17 protein-coding genes are annotated in these 21085 nt (G+C 43.2%); 3 read left to right on the top strand and 14 right to left on the bottom strand.

Annotated elements, in window-relative coordinates; genetic code table 11:
• Window positions 1–149 precede the first annotated feature (149 nt).
• The 12 genes from H6G76_RS32160 to H6G76_RS32105 all read right to left on the bottom strand — a co-directional run bounded on the left by H6G76_RS32160 (window position 150) and on the right by H6G76_RS32105 (window position 15724).
• Window positions 150–1478 (bottom strand): ATP-grasp domain-containing protein, encoded by a 1329-nt coding sequence (locus H6G76_RS32160; RefSeq protein ID WP_190709951.1) that lies wholly within the window; start codon window positions 1476–1478, stop codon window positions 150–152.
• A gap of 251 nt (window positions 1479–1729) precedes the next feature.
• Window positions 1730–3121, bottom strand: coding sequence for an ATP-grasp enzyme (locus H6G76_RS32155; protein ID WP_190709949.1), 1392 nt, complete (start codon window positions 3119–3121; stop codon window positions 1730–1732).
• A 72-nt stretch (window positions 3122–3193) separates the two neighbouring features.
• A complete protein-coding gene (locus H6G76_RS32150) occupies window positions 3194–4222 on the bottom strand; it encodes a D-alanine--D-alanine ligase (protein ID WP_190709947.1) in 1029 nt (342 codons plus the stop codon).
• 159 nt (window positions 4223–4381) lie between these two features.
• On the bottom strand, window positions 4382–5215 hold the full coding sequence (locus tag H6G76_RS32145) for an O-methyltransferase (RefSeq protein ID WP_190709945.1): 834 nt from the start codon (window positions 5213–5215) through the stop codon (window positions 4382–4384).
• 4 nt (window positions 5216–5219) lie between these two features.
• Window positions 5220–6449, bottom strand: coding sequence for a sedoheptulose 7-phosphate cyclase (locus H6G76_RS32140; RefSeq protein ID WP_190709944.1), 1230 nt, complete (start codon window positions 6447–6449; stop codon window positions 5220–5222).
• A 1170-nt stretch (window positions 6450–7619) separates the two neighbouring features.
• Window positions 7620–9110, bottom strand: a complete 1491-nt coding sequence (gene xylB / locus H6G76_RS32135; RefSeq protein WP_190709942.1) for a xylulokinase — start codon at window positions 9108–9110, stop codon at window positions 7620–7622.
• Window positions 9111–9137: 27 nt separating this feature from the next.
• The gene (locus tag H6G76_RS32130) at window positions 9138–9512 is read right to left on the bottom strand and encodes a GNAT family N-acetyltransferase (RefSeq protein ID WP_313934867.1); all 375 of its coding nucleotides are present in this window, start codon (window positions 9510–9512) and stop codon (window positions 9138–9140) included.
• A 361-nt stretch (window positions 9513–9873) separates the two neighbouring features.
• A complete protein-coding gene (locus H6G76_RS32125) occupies window positions 9874–11358 on the bottom strand; it encodes a mannitol dehydrogenase family protein (RefSeq protein ID WP_190709938.1) in 1485 nt (494 codons plus the stop codon).
• A complete protein-coding gene (locus H6G76_RS32120) occupies window positions 11318–12472 on the bottom strand; it encodes an ABC transporter ATP-binding protein (protein WP_190709936.1) in 1155 nt (384 codons plus the stop codon). The genes H6G76_RS32125 and H6G76_RS32120 overlap by 41 nt, the downstream gene beginning before the upstream one ends.
• 72 nt (window positions 12473–12544) lie before the next feature.
• Window positions 12545–13366 (bottom strand): carbohydrate ABC transporter permease, encoded by an 822-nt coding sequence (locus tag H6G76_RS32115; RefSeq protein ID WP_190709934.1) that lies wholly within the window; start codon window positions 13364–13366, stop codon window positions 12545–12547.
• 1 nt (window position 13367) lies between these two features.
• Entirely contained in the window at window positions 13368–14291 is a 924-nt protein-coding gene (locus H6G76_RS32110) for a carbohydrate ABC transporter permease (RefSeq protein ID WP_190709932.1), read from the bottom strand.
• A gap of 86 nt (window positions 14292–14377) precedes the next feature.
• Window positions 14378–15724 (bottom strand): sugar ABC transporter substrate-binding protein, encoded by a 1347-nt coding sequence (locus H6G76_RS32105; RefSeq protein ID WP_190709930.1) that lies wholly within the window; start codon window positions 15722–15724, stop codon window positions 14378–14380.
• Between the two features lie 146 nt (window positions 15725–15870).
• Here H6G76_RS32105 and H6G76_RS32100 point away from each other — a divergent pair, with 146 nt between their 5' ends.
• Entirely contained in the window at window positions 15871–16668 is a 798-nt protein-coding gene (locus H6G76_RS32100) for an SDR family NAD(P)-dependent oxidoreductase (RefSeq protein WP_190709927.1), read from the top strand.
• Window positions 16669–16780: 112 nt separating this feature from the next.
• On the top strand, window positions 16781–17728 hold the full coding sequence (locus tag H6G76_RS32095) for a sugar-binding transcriptional regulator (RefSeq protein WP_242056615.1): 948 nt from the start codon (window positions 16781–16783) through the stop codon (window positions 17726–17728).
• A gap of 55 nt (window positions 17729–17783) precedes the next feature.
• Here H6G76_RS32095 and H6G76_RS32090 read toward each other — a convergent pair whose 3' ends face one another.
• Both H6G76_RS32090 and H6G76_RS32085 read right to left on the bottom strand, forming a co-directional pair.
• Window positions 17784–18425, bottom strand: a complete 642-nt coding sequence (locus H6G76_RS32090) for a hypothetical protein (RefSeq protein WP_190709923.1) — start codon at window positions 18423–18425, stop codon at window positions 17784–17786.
• A gap of 105 nt (window positions 18426–18530) precedes the next feature.
• Window positions 18531–19361 (bottom strand): class I SAM-dependent methyltransferase, encoded by an 831-nt coding sequence (locus H6G76_RS32085; protein WP_190709921.1) that lies wholly within the window; start codon window positions 19359–19361, stop codon window positions 18531–18533.
• Between the two features lie 607 nt (window positions 19362–19968).
• Between H6G76_RS32085 and H6G76_RS32080 the strand changes: the two genes are divergently transcribed.
• The gene (locus H6G76_RS32080) at window positions 19969–21015 is read left to right on the top strand and encodes a hypothetical protein (protein WP_242056614.1); all 1047 of its coding nucleotides are present in this window, start codon (window positions 19969–19971) and stop codon (window positions 21013–21015) included.
• Window positions 21016–21085 lie beyond the last annotated feature (70 nt).

Below are 21085 nucleotides of genomic sequence, written 5' to 3'. Positions count from 1 at the left end.
TTTTAAGTTCTGTGATTAAGCTGGCAGTCATTAGCACCCTGATTAAATACTGTTATCATTCTGATTCAACCATTTTTCTTTTGAGAATGAAACAGTCCTGCGTCCCCTTGGCGGGGTAGTTCTCCACTGAATACCTGATTTCTTCCTTCTCACTCTATCAGTTCGCCCATATTAAAATCTATTCTTACCCAACCTTTGAGTCTGCGTAAATTGTCGAGAATTAGCAAGGGAATCTGCCAGTGATGTACCATCAGAAAGGGTAAAGGATCGCTCACCTCAAAAATTGCTTCTTTGCCCCGCAAAATGTTTTTTACCCAAGTTTGCAGTTGCTTAAACGATCTAATTTCATTCAGCCGCCAAACTTCGTGGTACAGCCAATAGGTTGGCTTACTATCAGCAAGAGGCTGCAAAGATTCAGCTAGAGGCTCTTTACCAAGATAAGCATCCGCTACTCCTGGATGATTGTAAAACATTGTAATGGCGGTGTGAGTACGAGGGTTACACTCTATTGCGTAAACAGTTCCGTCTTCTGCTTGGATGAAGTCAAAGGAAAGTTGCCCGGTTTTTCCTAGTTCTTTGGTAAAATGACTCGCCCATTGCATAATTTCTAGTTTATCGACGTTTTCGTAATTGACTTGAAAGGCCGAGGATTCGCAACAGCAGTACATTCTTGACTCTCCATCTCGCGCGGTGGTGTGAGTGCAGTATTCCTTACCTGGGATAAATTCCTGCATAATCCAGGGGTTTTCCTCACTGATAGGCAGACTCTTGACAAATGCTGCTGTTTGTTCTTGAGTATCGCAAGGTAACTTGGTGAGATTCAAGCGGCGTATTTGATCGTAGGGAATACTTTTAAGAATGTATTTGCGCTTTTCCTGAGAAAAGTCGAAGTTAAGGACTTGTTCGGGATTGGTAATTTTGAAAGATTTGGGGACTGATAAACCAAACGATCGCGCTGTTTCAGCAAAGGCAAACTTGTCATCCAGAATCTTCGTGACATCAGCATCGAAGTGAAAAAACTCTACATAGTCTGGTAATGGTGGCTTGCCGTGATCGTAGTGAATGACAGAAAAAATGGCTACAGGAATAAAAAAGTCGATCTTTTCTTTTTTGGCGATCGCGTGTAGAGTTTCAACGTAGCCTTCTAAGTCTTTGCTAGGATCGGGAACAGTGTAAAAGCCCGCAACAGAGTTGGAATATTTGTTACCACTTGGCCAGAATTTTTCAATGTCGATGATAATAACCCGATGTCCTGCGGTATGAAATGAACGCGCTAGCTGAAGAGTTTTAGTCATTCTAGCCCCAGCGATCAAGATATTTTTGGAATTGTGGTTGACAACAATTGACTTGCCAAATGGTTGCTTAAGAAAGCTCCACAGTAGCGATATTAAGACAACGATGCAGTTTAAAGGAAATGCGATCGCCAGTAATAAAAGAGTGCCCAAGTTTTGGAACACTACAAAAATACGCGCCTTCATAATTATGATTGTGAGATGATAATGGAATTGGTGACTGGTAGCCCAGAAAAATGAAGCGGCATAAAAAGATCCGATGCTGCCTTAGTTGACTACACTTGCACATATAATCGTCAAGCTGTCTAGAATTGCACCAACACTTGCTCAAAGCGGGAACGATCTTTGACAATGCGATTGAAAAGCGATTGCAAGTTTACTTGCCCTTAAAGCAATATGTTGCCTACACAAATAAATTCATAATAGACAACAATAAGTCAGCTTACGATCTGCTTAGAAGTTGCAGAGGTAGACTTGCCATATCTTACGTCTTCTCCAAACTGTATGAGTTTCCCGATGTTGAAATCAATCCTTACCCAACTTCGTAAGGAGCGCAAACTACCGAGTAATAGTAAAGGAATGTACCAGTGATGTACCATCAAGAACGGTAGTGGATCGTTAACTTCAAATATTGCATCCTTTCCTCGCCAAATATTTTTAAACCACTTTTGTAACTGCTTTAACGATCTAATTTCATTAAGTCTCCAAAGTTCGTGATAAAGCCAATAAGTAGGCTTACTATCACTCAGAGGTTGCAGAGGTTCAGCCGGAGGCTCTTGACTAAGATAGGCATCGGCTAAACCTGGATGGTTGTAATACATTGTAATTGCAGAGTGAGCGCGAGCATTGCACTCGATGGCATAAATTGCCCCATCTTCCGCCTGAATGAAGTCAAAACAAAGTTGTCCAGTTAATTGTAATTCTTTGACAAAATGACTCACCCACTCTTTAATTGCTGGGTGTTCCAAGTTTTCGTAATTGACTTGAAAAGCAGATGATTCACAGCAGCAATGCACCGTTAATTCACCATTTCTCACTGTGTCATGAGTACAGTATTCTTTTCCTGGAATAAACTCTTGCAATATCCAAGGGTTATCTTTACTAATTGGCTTACTTTTAACATAAAGTGCCATTTTTTCGTAAGACTCCATTGGTAGCTTGGTCAAATCTAAGCGTAAAACAGAGTCATAGACAATACTTTTGAGAATGTACTGGCGTTTTTCGTGGGAAAAGTCAAATTTAAGAACTTGTTCGGGATCGGTAATTAGAAAGCTTTTTGGGACAGATAGCGATAGCGATCGCGCTTTTTGGGCAAAGGTAAACTTGTTATCTAGCATACTCATTGTATCGGCATCAAAGTGAAAATTCTCACAATAGCCTGATAACACTGGCTTGCGCTCCGAGTCAAAGTAGCTGGCAGCAAAAATACCTACCGGGACAAAAAAGTCTATGTTTTCTTTTTTGGCGATCGCCCGCACGGCTTGAGTATAGCCTTCTAAATCTTCGTGCGAGTCAGGAACTGTGTAAAATCTAGCCACAGAGTTAGAAAATCGATAACCACTGAACCTGTATTTTTCGAGATCGAATAAAATGACTCTATGCCCTGCCGCGTGAAACGATCGCGCCAACTGAAGGGTTTTGGTCATTCTACCACCACCGATCAAAATATTTTTCGGATTCTGGTTCAAAACCACTTGCTTGGCATAGCTTCGGCTAAAAAAATTCCACAATAGCAATGTAAGTACGACAGTGCAGTTAAAGGGAAATGCGATCGCTAGTAATGCAAGAGTTCCCAAGTTTTGGAATATTGCAAATATCTGCTCCTTCATAGTTGTAATTGTGACAATGATATATGCTCGCTTGACTCAACAATGTACAAATGATAAGTCTTTAATAGGACATTATTTCGCGCTCAACGCTTCATTGATTGCCGCCATAAATAACTCATTTAAAGAAATTCCCACTGCATTCGCTGTACAGGCAATTACCGCGTTGTGGTCAAAAATACAAAACAACCCGGCTTCTAAGAACCAAGGTTGTCCCTGTGGGTCAATCCGAAAGTCAAATAAACTATAGTGGCGACAGCCCAAAGCCAAATGACACTTTTTAACTTCTTGCTGAACCTTTTGGGTGATCGGGTCATTAATATCTACAATCCAACCAGGAACATAATCTTTAGCAGTTGAAGCCAAGTCGCCCTCAATTGGGATTTTGAATTTGTCAGTATAGCTGCGGATAGGTCTTACTTGGGGGTCTATCTGATATTCTTCCAGAGGTAAAGAGATTAGCTCCCCATCTTTGACAATAGCACCGCATCTGACTTCTCGACCGGCTTCAATGAATGTTTCTACGATTACCTCCGAAGCAAATTCAAATGCTTTCTTCAAGGCCGCGTCATACTCACTAACATCTTTGACTAAAGACACCCCTAAAGAGTTGTCGGCATTTGCAGGTTTAATCACTGCTGGAGGTGTAATTGTGGGAACGTCTCCTTGGCGGAGCAGTTCTCCAGAAGGGACTTTCACTCCTGCTGCTGCGACAATTGCTTTAGTTTTGGCTTTGTGGGCTGTGATTGCCATCACATCTGGAGTATTGCCTATATAAGGGATTTTTAGCAAGTCAAATAGTGCGCGGTAGTCAGTCATTCCAGGGAGACAAAACATTTGTGGCAACATCAAGTCAATGTTTTGCGCTGTTATAAACTGTATAGCATCTGATAGAGGCATCGGTTTAGCAACAGCAATATCTTCTGGACTGAGAGACTCAGGAAATCGCCACTGGCCATCAAGTGTGATGTATGCAATCAGAAAGTCATAGAGCGATGGATTTGCTGTAGCTACTAGACAGCTTTGGGCGTAATTGCGTGACAACTCACAATAAAAATGATTGTATGCAGATCCAACTAAATGCAGGATACGAAGTACTGCCATGATTCATTTTCCTAAGTACCGTTGGATTTTTATATAACAACTACCCTTGCAAAAATTGCTTGAGAAGAGATGAGGAAGCAAGCGGAAATTGTTCCTTCTTAGCTTTTTCATCCCTTAGAAGACTAAGCCTAGGCTTAGTCTTCTGTACTCATTTCTCGATTACACAACTCGTCTAATCAGGGTTATACCATCTCGAATGGGTAAAAGAACTTGCTCTACACGAGGATCAGCAGCAACAAAAGAGTTAAATTGAGCGATCGCTTCACCGTTGGCGGTACGTTGTTCTGGCGGTAAGTAAACTTGTCCTTGCAACAAAGTATTATCGACGCAGATTAACCCGTCAGTAGTCAGCAAATCATTATCCAGGATGGTCTGGAAGTAATTTACATACTCCTTTTTATCGGCATCGATAAAGATTAAATCAAATGATTCTTTTTTAGCTGCTAGCTTGTGGAGTGTTTCTAAAGCCGGTGCTACTTCGACGACGATTTTATTACCGTGAGGAGATTCACTAAAGCAAGCTTGAGCAAATTGAGCAACGTAAGGGTCAACTTCGCAACCTATCAGTTGCCCATCGCTTGGTAGTGCTTCTGCCATTGCCAAGGCTGAATATCCTGTGAACATTCCTACTTCTAAAACGCGCTTGGCTTTGGTCATGTGGACGAACATTTTTAAAGTCTGTCCTTCAAGATGCCCTGAGAGCATCTCTTGTTCTAGTTGACGTACTGTTTCCCCATCACTGAAGCGTTTACTCCAGTCCTCTTTGGAAGTTTTGTGCGCCAATGCTTTTAATGCACTCGATTCTGGGGTGGTGTAATCATCCAAGTAAGGATCTAAACCTTGGGCTAATTGAACCGCTTGCACCAAAGAATCTAATACCTCGGCAGGTATGTTGTTCTCTTGGGCTAATTTGAGGGTTTGCTGTAGCTGGGCTACTAAAATGCTGTGTGGTGTGATTGGTCTAGCTTTTGGGAGTTCTGCAACATTAGTCATCTGTTTACACTCCCAATAACTGAGCTTCTTGAGTTTCAATGTATGCGTCAACGCCTGCGCCGCTACGAGGATATTTAGCACAAAGACGTTTGTGTTCAGCTAAGGCCACATCAAGTTCTTCACGAGTCAAATCATTGACAAAGAAGCACTCTCCAATCGGACGAGGCATAGCTGCGCGTTGTTTGCCATCTCGTGTCAGGCTAATAGACTGGGTAGCATACCAGAGCATATCTCCATCTAGTAGAGGATGATCGAGTGATAAACCTATACGACTCATCAAATCTAAGATGCGATCGCGCTCTTGTGTGGGGATATAACCACGTCTTGCTGCAATAGTTGCAGACAAGGCCATATCTATATTGACAGCATGACCATGATATAGAGGTACTTGAGGTGCTAGTTCTAGAGTCGGACTCCAAGTGTGACCGTAAGCAATAACCCGGTCAAGGTCTAATTCATGCAGGTTTGGAGTCTCTAACTCCAACATAGTTTTGATTGCTTCGTAATTGACTCTATGAGCAATTTCTTTGATTTTTGGTGTACCATTCAAGTGTCCAAAGTGAGTGGAAAGTAGCTCTTCGCCATGTTCGTATAGAAGTTCAAAAACTTCTGAGTTAGCAACTACAGCAATTTTTACTAACTCTGCCATACCATTGCGGACTTGAGCCGTTGGCAAAGTTTTCAAAAATGAGAAATCCAGAATCACTTTTAAAGGTGCATGATATGCTCCCAGGCGATTTTTTAACTTGCGATGATTTACCGCTACCTTAATCGCTACACCTGCATCGATTAAACCAATTAACGTAGTAGGGATGCGAATATAGTTACTCTTACGACGGTAAGCCGCACAAGCAAAACCAGCCACATCAGTAATTAAACCCCCACCAACGACTAAGACTGGTTCCTTGCGAACTAAGCCGAAGTCTGAAAAAGCATCAACTATTTTCTCAAAAGTTGCAAGAGTTTTAGCTGGCTCAGTAATAATGATGGGAAATACTGTTAGTTCGATGTCATAGTGCTTAAAATATGACCTGATTTGCTTGCCATAAAGCTCATAGACATTAGCATCAATTACAGTTAAACAGCGTCCGAATTTTGCATAGTTATCTGCAATTTCTCTGTTATTAATATCGAAGACACCGTTTACATAAACAAGACTAAAATCAATTTTTTCGTAACCTTGTACGTGAAACGCGGTTTCTGTAGCCTCAAAAGTTGCTTGGACTTGACTCATGTTTTTTGACCTTTATTCAAATTGACTAAAAAATTTGATGCTGTTCGCAGTGAATCCAATTTACCTTAATGAACTTGAGTAATAACTAATGCTCTTTATCCTACAGAATAAAGACATCACAAAATCAGCTTTCAATAAAAAAGCTTGCTTTTATAGATGTTTAACAATGTTATTAAACACTAATATTCATTGAGGTAAACTTTGTGAATTAGTTAACTCTGTATTCAGTAAATCTCTAAATTATGCAAATGTTCTCATTGGAAATATTGCGCCATAAAGGTTGCATTATATCTTTGGCGATTGGAGAGTTTAGCTGAATTTAGAGTTATTCTACGATATTTAAAATTAAAGGTTTCCCAATTGTTCGGTTTTGAAAAACTTCTGTCCTGGAGAAATTCTCATATTGTTCATCTCCAAGCTTTAATTTTAGTCTTGCACTCTGATTAACTCTAAGTTCGCTGTTTTTTATCATTATTGTTAAACCTTCTATAGCTTTTTGCTACTTTCTATTTTGCTCAAATTTGCAGTGGAATTTTAGTAGTTTTAATTCATTCTACTATGTTTATATCTAGTAAATTTCCAATCATCTTGTTTATATTCCCACTGTCATTTGAAATTACATTCATAGTTAATCCTCAACTCGCTGGTCTCTAACATTAGCCATAAACAATAAAAATACTCACGACTAAAATGATTCACTACATTACTATTGACGATGATTATCGAGTCCTCCTTTGGCTGGTTAAATTAATACTCAGTATCTAACATCCTTGTCTACATAACTTTTGAAGATAAGAGTTTAAATATACATGAGTAAATTTTTAAGAAAAATCAACTTTATTAATAAAATCTGTACTCCAAATTTGAATATAGCTAAATTTACTTGGCTATATTAGCTTTTTAACTTTGCTTTTAAGCCGTTTTAGGTTAAACATCAAAATAAATTTACTGCTTACTAAATTAGAACTACGATACAAACCGTAATATTAATGTCTGAAAAATCATAACATATATAAATCAATCTCAGTCAATCTGTCATGCGAGGTGTACCGAGTAACAAAATATTTTATAAAATCTGCCTAAGGATAGTTTTTTTATACAGTATTGCAATTTGGTATTAGTAATCAAACCGGATTCCTATAGGTGGTTCAAGAAAATCTTCTTCACCTATTAAGAACGAACAACTTTCAAAGTATCGTAAAGTAGCTTGTAGCGATTAAAGCCTATTTCATACAAAGGATTTGTCTGTGGTAGTATCACATGAATATCTGATGACACTAGATTGAGTGCAGCTTCTAAATGAGGATAAGCACCAACCCCCACCATTGCTAAAATAGCGGCTCCGTAAGCGGCTCCTTCTTCGGCTTTCGGGGCTATGAGTTCTGTCTGCAACACATCTGCTAAAATTTGCAACCAAATGCGAGAACGTGCGCCTCCACCAGTTGCCAAGAGTTGATGCACAGGATTGATCGCACCTATCACCTCCAAGGCTTCCCGCAAGCTAAATGCCACCCCCTCCAAAACAGCACGGATGATATCTGCTTGTGTATGAGCTAATGACAAATTCACAAAAGCACCCCGTGTATCTGGGTCAAGGTAGGGGCTACGTTCTCCTGCGAGGTGGGGTAGAAATAAAACACCACGCGCTCCTGGTTGCGATCGCTCTGCCATATCCATCAAATCAGTGTAGGATATCTGCGGTGCAAATGTATCTCGATACCAACGCAACGATCCACCAGCCGCCAAGGTCACGCCTAATAGATGATAGCCACCATCCACATGACAAAACAAATGGACTCGACCTTGAGGATCGGGAATTGGGCGATGTCTACGACGCGCTACGCCTACGCATGGTGCAAAGATAACTCCGGATGTGCCAATACTTAAACTACCCCGATTGAGATTGCTGGATGAGATACCCAAACCAATTGCGGCGGCTGCATTATCACCTCCGCCAGCAACTACAGGTAATCCGGCTGGGAGTCCTACACGGGTGGCTATTTCTGGTTTCAATCGTCCAGCGATCGCGGTAGATTCGATAACTGGGGGAAATAATGCTGGGTTAATATCAAGAGCATTCAGAATATCTTTATCCCATTGCCGATTTGCCAGATTCAGACATCCAACACCAGACGCATCAGATGGTTCTGTTACTGGTTCGCCTGTTAACACATATCCTAAATAATCTTTTGGCAACAGAATTTGCCACAATTGAGTATATGCTTCTGGTTCTTCACTCCGTAACCATAAGAGTTTGGGCAGTTGAAACCCGTTGATTGCTGGATTTCCAGTGCGTTGGATTAACTCTTGACGAGGAATAGTGGCTTCAATCTCAGCAACAGCTTCACCTGTGCGTTGGTCATTCCACAAAATTGCCGGTCTGATTGCTTGACCTTCCGCATCGAGAGGAACCATACCATGCATTTGCCCCGATAAACCGAGGGCAATCGCTTGGTATCCATTTAGCTGTTGAGTAACATCAGAAAGAGCAGCTAAACTCGCTTCGACCCAATCTGATGAGTTCTGTTCCGTCCAACCGGGTTGGGGAGTTAACAGAGGATAACTTCTGGTTGCTTGTGCGATAATTTGCCCTTGGAGGTTAACTGCGATCGCCCGTACTCCTCCTGTACCCAAGTCTAAGCCAATTACGATGTCACTCAATTGCCCCTCCAAATCCTTAATCGTGAACTAACCCAACTTCTTGAAGTATCTGGCGACTGGGAACAGCCTAAAACCCAGTTTTTCATAAGTACAACGTGCTGGGGCATGGCCTGGGTCGCCTCCAGTCTCAACCATAGCAACCGACATTCCAGCAACTTTCATCCAATCCAGAGCGAATTCCATCAAAGCAGTGCCAATGCCTTGACGTTGATAGTCTGGATCGACGGCAACCATATAGGTTTCTCCCATGCTGCTCTCGGAGTGGAGTTTCACAGCTACAAAGCCCATGATTGCATCAGAGTCAATCGCCACCCACACCTTTGTGTCCGCAGCAGCACAAACTCCCTCGACAGCATGAAGCTGGCTTACACGCCAACCGTCGGGATAGAATGCGCGGTACACGTCAAGATCCATCGCTTTCTCAAGCGAATCAAAAACCGGAGACCATGCCCGAATCGAAAGGCTCTTGATGGCATCAAGGTGACTATCTTCGTATGGTTCAATTCGCATTTCGGTATGGACTCCATTTATAAGTCAGTAGATCGCAAAGTTATGCGTTTAGGCTGGGTGTAGGGTGTGGGGTGTGGGGTGTAAGGCAATACGGTTCGGATAAGCATTTTGAACTCAGAATTGGTTTGGGGAAAAGGTTAAAGGGTAAGGGTTAAAGGTTTTTTCTTCCCCTACACCCCACACGCCAGTCCGCTCAAGTCGGGAAACCCGCCCACGCGGCTGGCTCCCCTACACCCGCCCCAACTGGGCTTGGTCAGAATCGAGTTAATGTTTCTTTAGCTCCGAACTCATACAACCTGCGTAAATGGTTCGTAACTGCATCGGCAAAAAGCGACGATTGCGATAAATCGCCAAAAATCTCAGTCAGGTTGAGCAATGGTTTGGCATCAGAACCACTGGTACGAGCTATTTGCGTTAAAGTACCTCCTATTGGGTCATCAATGGGAATGGCGTTACCTTGGTCATCTTTGCCGTTGAGGTAACGGAACCAAGCTGCAACCGTGAGGCTCATGTAATTAATCGCTCCTTTTTGGTGCAATGCGTCACGGACTGAGCCTAAAACAAATTTTGGCATTTTGGCGGAGCTATTGAGGCAAAGACGCGGCAGCTGATCACGAATCTTGGGATTGGCAAAGCGTTCGATTAAGGTCTGTTTGTAATCGTCTAAATCAATTCCTGGTACAGGTTGGAGTGTTGGTGTTACTTCTGCCATTAAATGATCCACGGCTTGCCTAATTAAAGGATCGGCCATGACTTCATGGACGTAGGTGTAACCTGCCAAGGAACCGAGATAGCCGATTAACAGGTGGCTTGCATTGAGCAGCCGGATTTTCATCATCTCGTATGGATGAACATCCTTTGTCATCTGCACACCAACCGATTCCCAATCAGGTCTACCTGCACAGAAATTGTCTTCAACTACCCACTGAAGGAATGGTTCGGCAACGACTGGAAAAGCATCATCAATGTTAAATTGTTCTGCCACCATTTTGATATCGGCTGGGGTGGTGGCGGGGGTAATGCGATCGACCATACAGTTAGGAAAGGCAACATTTTCAGCTACCCAACTTCCCAATTCTGGGTTCTGCATCTCGGCAAATGTAGTCAACATTTTCCGGGCAATGTTGCCGTTACCTTGCAAATTATCGCAGGACAAGACAGTAAACGGTGCTATTTCCTGTTGGCGGCGGCGTTCAAGGGCTGCTGTCAAAAAGCCATATACGCCAATTGGCTCGTCGGGATGCTGCAAATCATACTGGATGGTTGGGTGATTGGCATCGAATTCACCGCTACCTTCAATATAGTAGTAGCCGCCTTCGGTAATGGTGAGGGTGACGATGCGACATTTGGGATCTGCTAAGGTGTCAATTACTGCTTGGCGGTTATCTGGGGCAAAGAGATATTTTGTAATTGCTCCTATTACACGGCCTTTGTCGCCTTCTGGCGACCTTTCAACTAAGGTATATAAACAATCTTGCGAACCCAGTGCATCCCGCATCCGTTTATCAAATTCCAGTAACCCAACCCCGCAAATTCCCCAATCACTGCCGGGGTGCTGATGAAAGTAGTTATCAAGATATAATGCCTGATGTGCGCGATGGAACCCACCCACACCGATATGGACAATGCCATTGGTGATTTGATGGCGATTGTACTGGGGTACGCGAACGTTACTCGCTAACCGAGACAAAGAGGTTTCATTCAGCTTGATTGCTGAACCTGTGCTGATATTGTTCATGGGATTCACTGGTGGTTAAATGGTGGCGACGAGCTTTAGGAATTGCTTCACCGCTTTGATTGAACAAGTGGCAAAGCTCACCGTTAATGTAAATCGGCACGAAATCGTGTAATTGGGCGGGGTTATCTCCATCTGTTTGCACGACTATGGTGTCACCACCCGCAATCTTGATGTAGAGATAGGTTTCTCCGCCCAATCTTTCCACAACTAACACTTCGCCATTTATGCTTGGGTAATTACCATCAAGCCGCATATGTTCGGGACGAATCCCTAATGTGGCGCGATCGCCAACCGATAGACTTCTGGGTTGCACGGGAATCATCACAGTTGCATCACCAGGAAGTCTTACCGTTGTCCCAGAATCAGTAACTGATGACACAGTGACTGGGATAAAGTTCATTTTCGGTGAACCAATAAATCCAGCAACGAAGATATTGCGGGGATGGTGGTAAAGTTCTAGGGGAGAACCGACTTGTTCAATGATGCCGCCTTGCAATACTACAATCTTGTCAGCAAGGGTCATTGCTTCAACTTGGTCGTGGGTGACGTAAATCATCGTGGCTTGCAAGCTGTCGTGTAAACTAGCAAGTTCAATCCGCATCTGCACGCGCAAGGCTGCATCTAGGTTAGATAACGGCTCATCAAATAAAAATACTTTGGGATTCCGCACCAAAGCACGACCAATCGCTACCCGTTGGCGTTGTCCTCCTGATAGTTCTTTGGGTTTGCGGTTTAAAAGTGGTTCTAATTGGAGGATGCGGGCGACTTCCCGCGCTCTTTCATAGCGTTGGGCTTTCGGCATACCTGCAAGCCGGAGGCTAAAGGCCATATTCTCCGCGACTGTCATGTGGGGATATAAGGCGTAGGTTTGAAAGACCATTGCCAAACCGCGTTTATCAGGTGGGACATCGTTGACTTTTTGCCCGTCGATGAGTAAATCGCCGGAGGAAATTTCTTCGAGTCCAGCTATCATGCGGAGTAGGGTTGATTTGCCGCAACCGGAGGGGCCGACGAAAACGACAAATTCGCGATCGCTAATATCAAGATCAACACCTTTGATAATTTCTGTGTCGGCGTAGGTTTTATGGATATCTCTTAATGCAACTGTTGACATAAGACGTTTTTATTAGGGGTTTTGTTTTTTTCACGCAGAGACGCAGAGGCGCAGAGAGGAGAAGAAGAGTGTCTACTTCACTGCACCGAAGGTGAGGCCTCGGACTAGTTGGCGTTGACTTAGCCAACCGAAGATGAGGATGGGTGCGATCGCTAGTGTTGATGCGGCTGATAGTTTTGCCCAAAATAATCCTTGGGGGCTGGAAAATGAAGCAATAAAGGCGGTAAGTGGGGCTGCGTCTGCTGTTGTTAGGTTCAGGCTCCAAAATGCTTCGTTCCATGACAAGATAATTGAGAGTAAGGCGGTGGAGGCAATTCCGGGTAATGCTAGTGGTAGCAAGACGTGAAGCAGTTCTTGCTGTGTGGTTGCGCCATCCATGCGATCGGCTTCGAGAATATCTTTGGGAACTTCTTTGAAGAAGCTGTAAATCATCCAAACGATGATGGGCAAATTAATCAGGGTATAAATGATAATTAAACCAATGCGGGTATCTAGTAACCCAGCGTTGCGACACAAAATGTAGATGGGGACTAATACGCCAACGGGTGGCAGCATTTTTGTAGACAGCATCCACAGCAGAGTTCCCTTGGTGCGTTTGGTGGGGAAGAATGCCATTGCGTAAGCGGCAGGTATGGCAAGCAGCAACGCGACTATAGTTGAGCCGAGGGAAATTGCTACGCTGTTAAATGCATAATTGAAATAATTTGCCCGGTCTTGGATGGCAACATAGTTTTCTAATGTTGGGCGGAAAAATAACTGCGGAGGAGTAGAAACTGCGGCGACTTCGGTTTTGAAGCTGGTGAGAAACATCCAAAAAATCGGGAAAAATAACAGGCAAGCAGTAAGCCAACCGAGTAATGTCCATAGCCACAGCTTTGAGGTTTTACGTGCCATGTTAGGTATCCAAATTACGTGCAACACTACGCATCAAGAAGATAGCCACGATGTTGGCCAGGATGACGGCAATTAATCCCCCAGCTGATGCACCGCCGACATCAAATTCTAGTAAGGCTTTTAAGAAGATGTAATAAGCTAGGTTAGTGGTTGCTAGTCCTGGCCCACCGCCTGTGGTCACAAAGATTTCGGCAAAGATGGTGAGGAAGAAAATCGTCTCAATCATGGCGACCACGGAAATAGCGCGGCTGAGATGCGGTAGTATGACAAAACGAAATAGAGCGATCGCATTTGCCCCATCCATTCTTGCTGCTTCTAACTGATCGCGATCGAGTGACTGAATCGCAGTCAATAAAATTAGCAATGCAAAAGGCAACCATTCCCAGGAAACAATCATAATGATGGCAAGCAGGGGAACGCTAGCAAACCAATCAATTGCTCCCAAACCCAAGCCTCTGGTAATCTGTGCAAACAGCCCATTTACTGGATGCATCAGCATATTTTTCCAGATCAAGGCACTGACTGTAGGCATCACAAAAAACGGCGAAATTGCCAGCACCCGCGCTACTCCACGCCCATAAAAGTCTTGGTCAAATAGGACTGCTAAGAGTGTGCCTAGACCGATTGTGATTACCAGAACCGAGACAACTAGAATAATTGTGATTGCGATTGAAGTCCATAAAGCTGAGTCAGTCAGGATGAACGTGAAATTTTCAATCCCGATGAATTTGCGTGCATCTGGATTCAGCAAGTTATATCGCTGAAATGAAAACCATACAGTCATCACCAGCGGCACAATCATCCACAGCAACAAGACAGTAACCGAAGGCGCAACCAAAGGTAAAGTTGACGCTTGCCGCTTAGACCTGTGCCTAGTGGGTGGTGGCGTTTCGTATTGAGGTTTTACCGTTAACGAAGAAGACATAACCTAAAAGAATTTTAGATTTTGAATTGTGAAAGTTTGTGAGTAAGCAATGGATCTATTGAACCTAGTCTCTAGCCCTAGCCCCTCTACTCGATATAACCTGTATGTTTCATAAAGCGTTCCGTGGATCTTTGCGATCGCTGTAACGCCTCATCTACCGAAGTCCGATTAGTTAACGCAGCTGCTAAAGTCTGCCCGACTGAAGTCCCAATTGCCTGAAATTCTGGAATATCCACATATTGAACACCCTTATAGGGAGTTAGTTCGGCAGATGGACGAGTAACATCAGCAGATTGAATCGCTTTCAGCACAATTGGGGCAAAGGGTGCAGCTTTTTGATAGTTGGGATTTTGATATGTGGAAGTCCGAGTTCCTGGTGGGACAGCAACCCAACCATTTTCCTTCGCAACTAGTTGGATGTATTCTTTGGAGGTTGCCCAAGCAACAAATTTTTGGGCGGCTTGGGGTGACTTTGAGGTTTTGGGAACTGCTAAAGCCCATGCCCAAAGCCAATTTGAACCGTTAGGATATCTTTCAATTGGCGCACGGGCAAAGCCAACTTTATCGTACACTTGGGATTCTTTGGGATTAGATAGCAGCCCAGCCGCAACCGTTGCATCTACCCACATCCCACATTTACCTGTAGAAAATAATGCGAGATTCTCATTAAATCCATTAGAACTGGCTCCCGGTGGCCCGTACTTTTGGAGTAAATCAACATAAAAGGAAATAGCCTCTTTCCAAGCTGGCGTGTTAATTGTCGGTTGCCATTTCATATCAAACCACCGTCCACCATAGGTGTTGACCAAGGTGGTAACAAATGCCATGTTTTCGCCCCAACCCGGTTTTCCACGCAGACAAACCCCATAAATTCCACGTTTGGGATCGTGAATCTTGCTTGCCCATTCTCTCATTTGGGGATAAGTCGGCTGTTCGGGAACTGTAATTCCGGCTTTGTCAAACAAGTCTTTACGGTAGTACAGCATAGAACTTTCGCCATAGAATGGCACGGCATAAAGTTTACCGTTATTGGAAAGTCCTTCGCGGATGGGTTTGAGCAAGTCGTTTACATCGTAATCTGCACCTAAATCCAACGGTCTTAACCAATCTCGCCTAGCCCAGATTGGTGTTTCATAAGAACCGATGGTCAAAACATCGAATTGACCGCCTTGACTTGCAACATCTGTAGTTGTACGTTGGCGTAAAACATTCTCTTCCAGCACCACCCACCGCAGTTGAATATCACGATTAGCTTCCTCGAACTTGCGGGAAAGTCCTTGCATGACTACCATATCGCCATTATTCACAGTGGCGATCGTTAGTGTAGTTTTTTCTGCGGCTTGGGAGCGTGGTGAACAAGCGTGTAGCAGTTGTGCCAGCATCACTCCAGCAAGAAATGCAACTAGCACTTTAGCGAAGCGGGGGATACGCATCGCATTACTCCTTTGATATAAAAAATCGAACGGAGAAAATTTTGATTTTATGCTCTAAATTTGAGTAAAAGCTCAATAATAGAATCATACCAACCCCTCTTCAATGACGGGCATTTGCAACAATTCTTCAATAAGAGGTTGAACTTATGACTGCAACCTATCAGTTTGCTGGCAAAACTATCCTGATTACAGGCGGTGCAGGCGATATTGGTAAGGCAACTGCACAACGTTTTGCTACTAATGGCGCAGGTGTCGCGTTGTTAGATTTGAATGAACCGAAAATGGTAGAGGTAGCTGAGGAACTAAAAGATTACAACATTCCTATCGGCACATTTCGCTGTGATGTCACATCAGCAGATGATGTTGCTCAAGCCTTTACTAGTGCTGTAGAGAAGTTTGGACGGATTGATTATGTCTTCAATAATGCGGGTTATCAAGGAGTATTTGCCACAACTGACAAGTATCCTGAAGATGACTTTCAAAAGGTGATTAATATTAACGTTATTGGTGTTTTTCACATTCTAAAGGCGGCTGCCCAGCACTTGCGCGAAGCGGGTGGAGGTGCGATCGTGAACATGGCGAGTTATGCAGGCGTAGTCGGGCCGCCAAATATGCTGGCTTATGGTGCTTCTAAGTTTGCAGTTATTGGTATGACTCAGACAGCAGCGAAAGATTTAGCACCTTACAATATCCGGGTGAACGCCCTCTCTCCTGCGCTGATTGGCCCTGGTTTTATGTGGACTCGGCAAACAGAATTACAAGCCGCAGTCGGTTCTCAGTATTTTGATGCCGACCCCAAGGTGGTTGAGCAACAGATGATTAATTCATTACCAATGCGCCGCTTGGGAAGTTTGGCAGAGGTGGCGAATGGAGTAGCGTTTCTGATGAGCGACGAGGCTAGTTATATCACTGGGTTTAACCTGGAGGTAACTGGTGGTGAATAGAAATTTTCAGCTATTGAGCAAAATTTATATCTTTGGGCATATACTCAAATTTGTGCAATCATCCTTTTGATAGGGACATAGTTATTAAAGGTGGGATATGGGAGAAGCTTCCTTGGATCGAAGAGATCGCAAGTTGGATTTGGCTGCTCATGCTGCTTGGCTTTATTACATCGCTGGCAATACACAAGAAGAGATTGCAGCAAAGCTGAATGTATCCCGGCAGGCTGCACAACGCTTGGTGGCATTGGCTGTCAGTGAAAAATTGATCAAATTTCGCCTTGATCATCCTCTAAGTGAATGTATTGCCTTAGCGGAGTCGTTACGCAATACGTTTGGGCTGTCGCTTTGTGAAGTAGTGCCAACGGACGCAGGCAATGGTGATACCCTCAGTGGCATTGGTGTATGTGCTGCCACCCACCTAGAAACTTACCTGATTGCCAAAACCCCGACCATACTAGCTTTATCATCAGGCCGTACCTTGCGCGCAATGGTAGAGCAAATTCCTTCCATGAACCAACCCCAACATAAAATAGTTTCCATTATTGGGAATATGTCTCACTGTGGGCGCGCTGGTAGGCATGAAGTAGTGATGCATTTATCCGATCGCGTCGGTTCCCAAGCATATCCAGTCCCGACTCCAGTTGTAGCAACTAGTATTGAAGAACGGGAATTATTGCAGACACAGCGATCGTTTATTGCTGTTAAAACTCTGGCAGAGCAAGCCAAAGCAACATTTGTCGGCATCAGCCAAATCGCCTGGAATGCACCCTTACATCAAAACGGCTTTATCAATGATGATGAAGTTGCTCAATTAATTGAACTGGGTGCAGTAGGAGAAATTGCCGGTTGGGCTTACAATCCTTATGGAGTATTACTACAAGAAGGTACTAATAATCGGGTTGCTAGTGTTGAGCTTGAACAACCAGCTTGTCGGCTAATTATAGGTGTAGCAGGCGGCGTGAACAAAGCAGAAGCGATTTTGGCGGCTTTACGCGGTCAGTTAATTACGGGATTGATTACCGATGAAGCTGCCGCCCAAATAATTCTTAATAAAATTTAGTGAATAACGAGCTTAAAGGCAGGACGATAGGAATAATCGTTAATCTTATCTAACTCTACATCTTGCTATTGAAACCTGTCCAACGATTTAACATAGAAAAACCAATCACACCTATACAAAGCAAAGCTGTTGTTTGGTTTGGTTCTGGAACAGTTTGAAAAGTACCTGAGATTTTCGGTACGCCTGTTACGGGTGCAGTTATGTCTGGATTGTTGAGTGTGAGGTTCTCTGACAATTGAAGCGTTCCAGTTGCACCGCGAAATCTTCCTGAACCACCAGTAATAGAGATAGTATTTGTTACCCTTCCGACAGCATTTGGGAAATCAAGTACGGCAAGACCACTAGTAGTGCCAAATAATCTATCTTCTCCTTGCCCGAAAAGAGTGAAGCTACCAAAGGCTAAGTTTTCTAACCTAAACTGGGCTGGGTCTGGATCAATAGTAATTGTACCTGTGCTGGGTAAAAATTCCCCATAGCTGATATTTGTCAGCCGATTTAGACCATATGGCGCATTAATATTATTTCCTTGACTGCTGATTCTGAAAATATTTTGTGTAATGGGTGTGAGAGTCGTTTGCCCGTTGTAAGTAGTTTCAAATGGATATTGTGTGAGTGCAATTGCACTTTGTGAATTTGCAGCCAAACCTATAATAGTCAACGCCACCCCAACTCCCCATGTAGTGAATGAGCGTAGCATAGTTCACCCCAGTTTTCAGGTCTTTTCCTTACAATACAACAACATCAAATTTTTGAACTCTTGGACAGCCCATTTAGTTATCTGCTATTTAAGAAAAATTCTATTTCATGGTTTGCTAGCTACAGCCAACACCACAGAAGCAGGAATTTCTACACCATTGTCTGTGGCATACTTCGAGGCTCCCTCGATAATAGCGTTCTCAATATGATGTCGTTGCTCAGAAGTTTGCATTGCCAGCATCGGGCCAAGACGTGCCGTACTGATAACCACTGTTGGCATAACATCTTCAGGTTTAGAGAAAGTCCACTTGATAGGCAATTCATTCACAGACACTTGGGTAAATCCCGTCGCACTCAAAACATGAGTGCATTCTGTGGGGTCGCCAAAGCGGAACAGGGGCGGCCCTGGTGGTAGATTGACATCCATATTGCCGTAAGTCTGTACCGAACCCAGTATCAAAGCCATGAACGGATTGTATTGCGGTGGTGTCCAGCAGGTGAAGGCATAACGCCCTCCTGATTTAAGCACTCGAAAGGATTCTGCGATCGCCTTTTCTGGCTCAGGAAAGTGGAGAATACCTAAGTTACAGACGACCGCCTCAAACTGGTTTGAATCAAAGGGCAGGTCAAGGGCATCCCCGGTATAGAATTGGGCTTGTGGACATCGCACTCTGGCAATAGCCACCATATTCTCTGCCAAGTCTAATCCAGTAACTATCGCCTGCCGTTCTACTGCCGCAGCACTGAGCCACCCAGTTCCGCAAGCCACATCCAGCAATTGAATACCACACTTTGCTCCCACAGCATCTAATATGGCATTATTTACCCCAGATGTGATCGCAGCAATAGTTTGATCATATTCTTGAGCGATCTGAGAGAATCTAGCCCGCTCAAACTGCTGAAATGCGGAGTAAGCAATGGTTGGGTCAGATGTCATTTTTTCCCATCCTGCCCTACATCAGGAATTCGTTTACAAATAAAGCTGGTAATCTTTTACCTATCAGCATAAAGCAAACTAAAACCATAGTAGGATAAGATTTTTCATTTGCTTGTGTAGTGTAATTAGAAATAATATCTGGCTCTCCAGTATAAAGAATTACGAGAACAAATCATGACGTTAAAAGGTAAGCTACTCCCTTGGTAAAGCTGATTGTGCTAGGATGACAATGCAGAAGCAGTAATTTCAGATTGTTGATTTTGTTGGTTCCACCTTTAACTTTGTTAACAATTAATTCTTAACAATAAAGTACCTCTTTTGGCAGAGAAAACTTCCACTTTGAGTAGAAGAATAGGAATTATAAAGCATATAAGCTTTATGAAAGGTAAAGGCTTAATGTTGAAAACTCGATTCAATTGAATATATTTTATGAAAAAGTTAAAACAAGGGCGAGATTTCAACATTTCTTAGCTTTTTTATTGCTGTGACTAAATTAACTATTTGCCTAAATATCAGCATCTATGTTTGTTATTTCTTGTGTAGTCAGTCACAAGCATAGTTGTGTAAATCTACTTTTCAACCAAAATTTTCCAAAATGAGTAAATCTATGCCACCACGGAAAGAGCCTGAATTACAAACCAACGGAGCTAGTCAAGCTTCATTAGCAAATCAAACTGAAGCCAAGATATCAGATTTAAAAAATTTGCAATCTTCAGGTGCATATTCTCTGAAAATTTCCGCTAAAACTAACGAAAAAAGTCAAAAAAATAAAACTCTTAACGATGCGTTTGATATAGTTTGTCTGTCTCACTTGCGTTGGAATTTCGTTTATCAAAGACCGCAACATCTTCTAAGTCGCTGCGCTCAAGGAAAGCGAGTTTACTTTATTGAAGAACCAATTTTTAGCGAAGAACCGTTAGGGCGGTTAGATATCAGCCAAGATGAGAGTGGGGTAGTAGTAGTTGTACCGCATCTACCGCAAGGATTAAACGAAGAAGCGAAGAATGCAGACTTGCGAATATTAATAGATAGTTTATTTGCCGAGCAAAATATCAGCAATTATATTTGTTGGTATTACACACCAATGGCACTTGCTTTTACCAGCCACTTGCAATCCCTGGCAACTATATATGATTGCATGGATGAGTTATCTGCGTTTAAAGGAGCCTCAACTGCTTTAAAAAATTATGAGGCAGAATTATTCAATCGTGCAGACTTAGTATTTACAGGTGGGCAAAGCCTCTACGAAAGCAAAGTCAATCAACATCCCAACGTGTATGCATTCCCCAGCAGTGTAGATGTACCTCACTTTGCCCAAGCGAGAACACTGGAAGAAGCCGCAGATCAAGCTCATATCCCTCATCCGCGTCTGGGATTTTTTGGTGTGATTGATGAACGCATGGATATTGAACTGCTAGGCGGGATTGCCCAGGCGCGTCCTGATTGGCATTTGGTAGTGATTGGCCCTGTTGTAAAAATCGATCCCGCAACCTTACCACAAGGGGAAAATATTCATTACCTCGGTGGTAGAGACTATAAACAACTCCCGGCATATTTAGCAGGGTGGGACTTGGCAATGATGCCATTTGCTCGTAACGAAGCTACAAGATTTATTAGTCCAACAGAACTCTTGCATAAATATTTTCTGGTATAATGAAGGATTATTTTTCTTTACGTTAGAGAAGTTAAAATAGCCACAATTTACAAAATTTCTAATATTAACT

The sequence above is a fragment of the Nostoc sp. FACHB-152 genome (genome assembly GCF_014697475.1).
In the GTDB taxonomy this organism is placed as follows: Bacteria; Cyanobacteriota; Cyanobacteriia; order Cyanobacteriales; family Nostocaceae; genus Nostoc_B.
The sequence above is the reverse complement of the archived record's forward strand: the minus strand, read 5'-3'. Positions and strand labels throughout refer to the sequence as shown.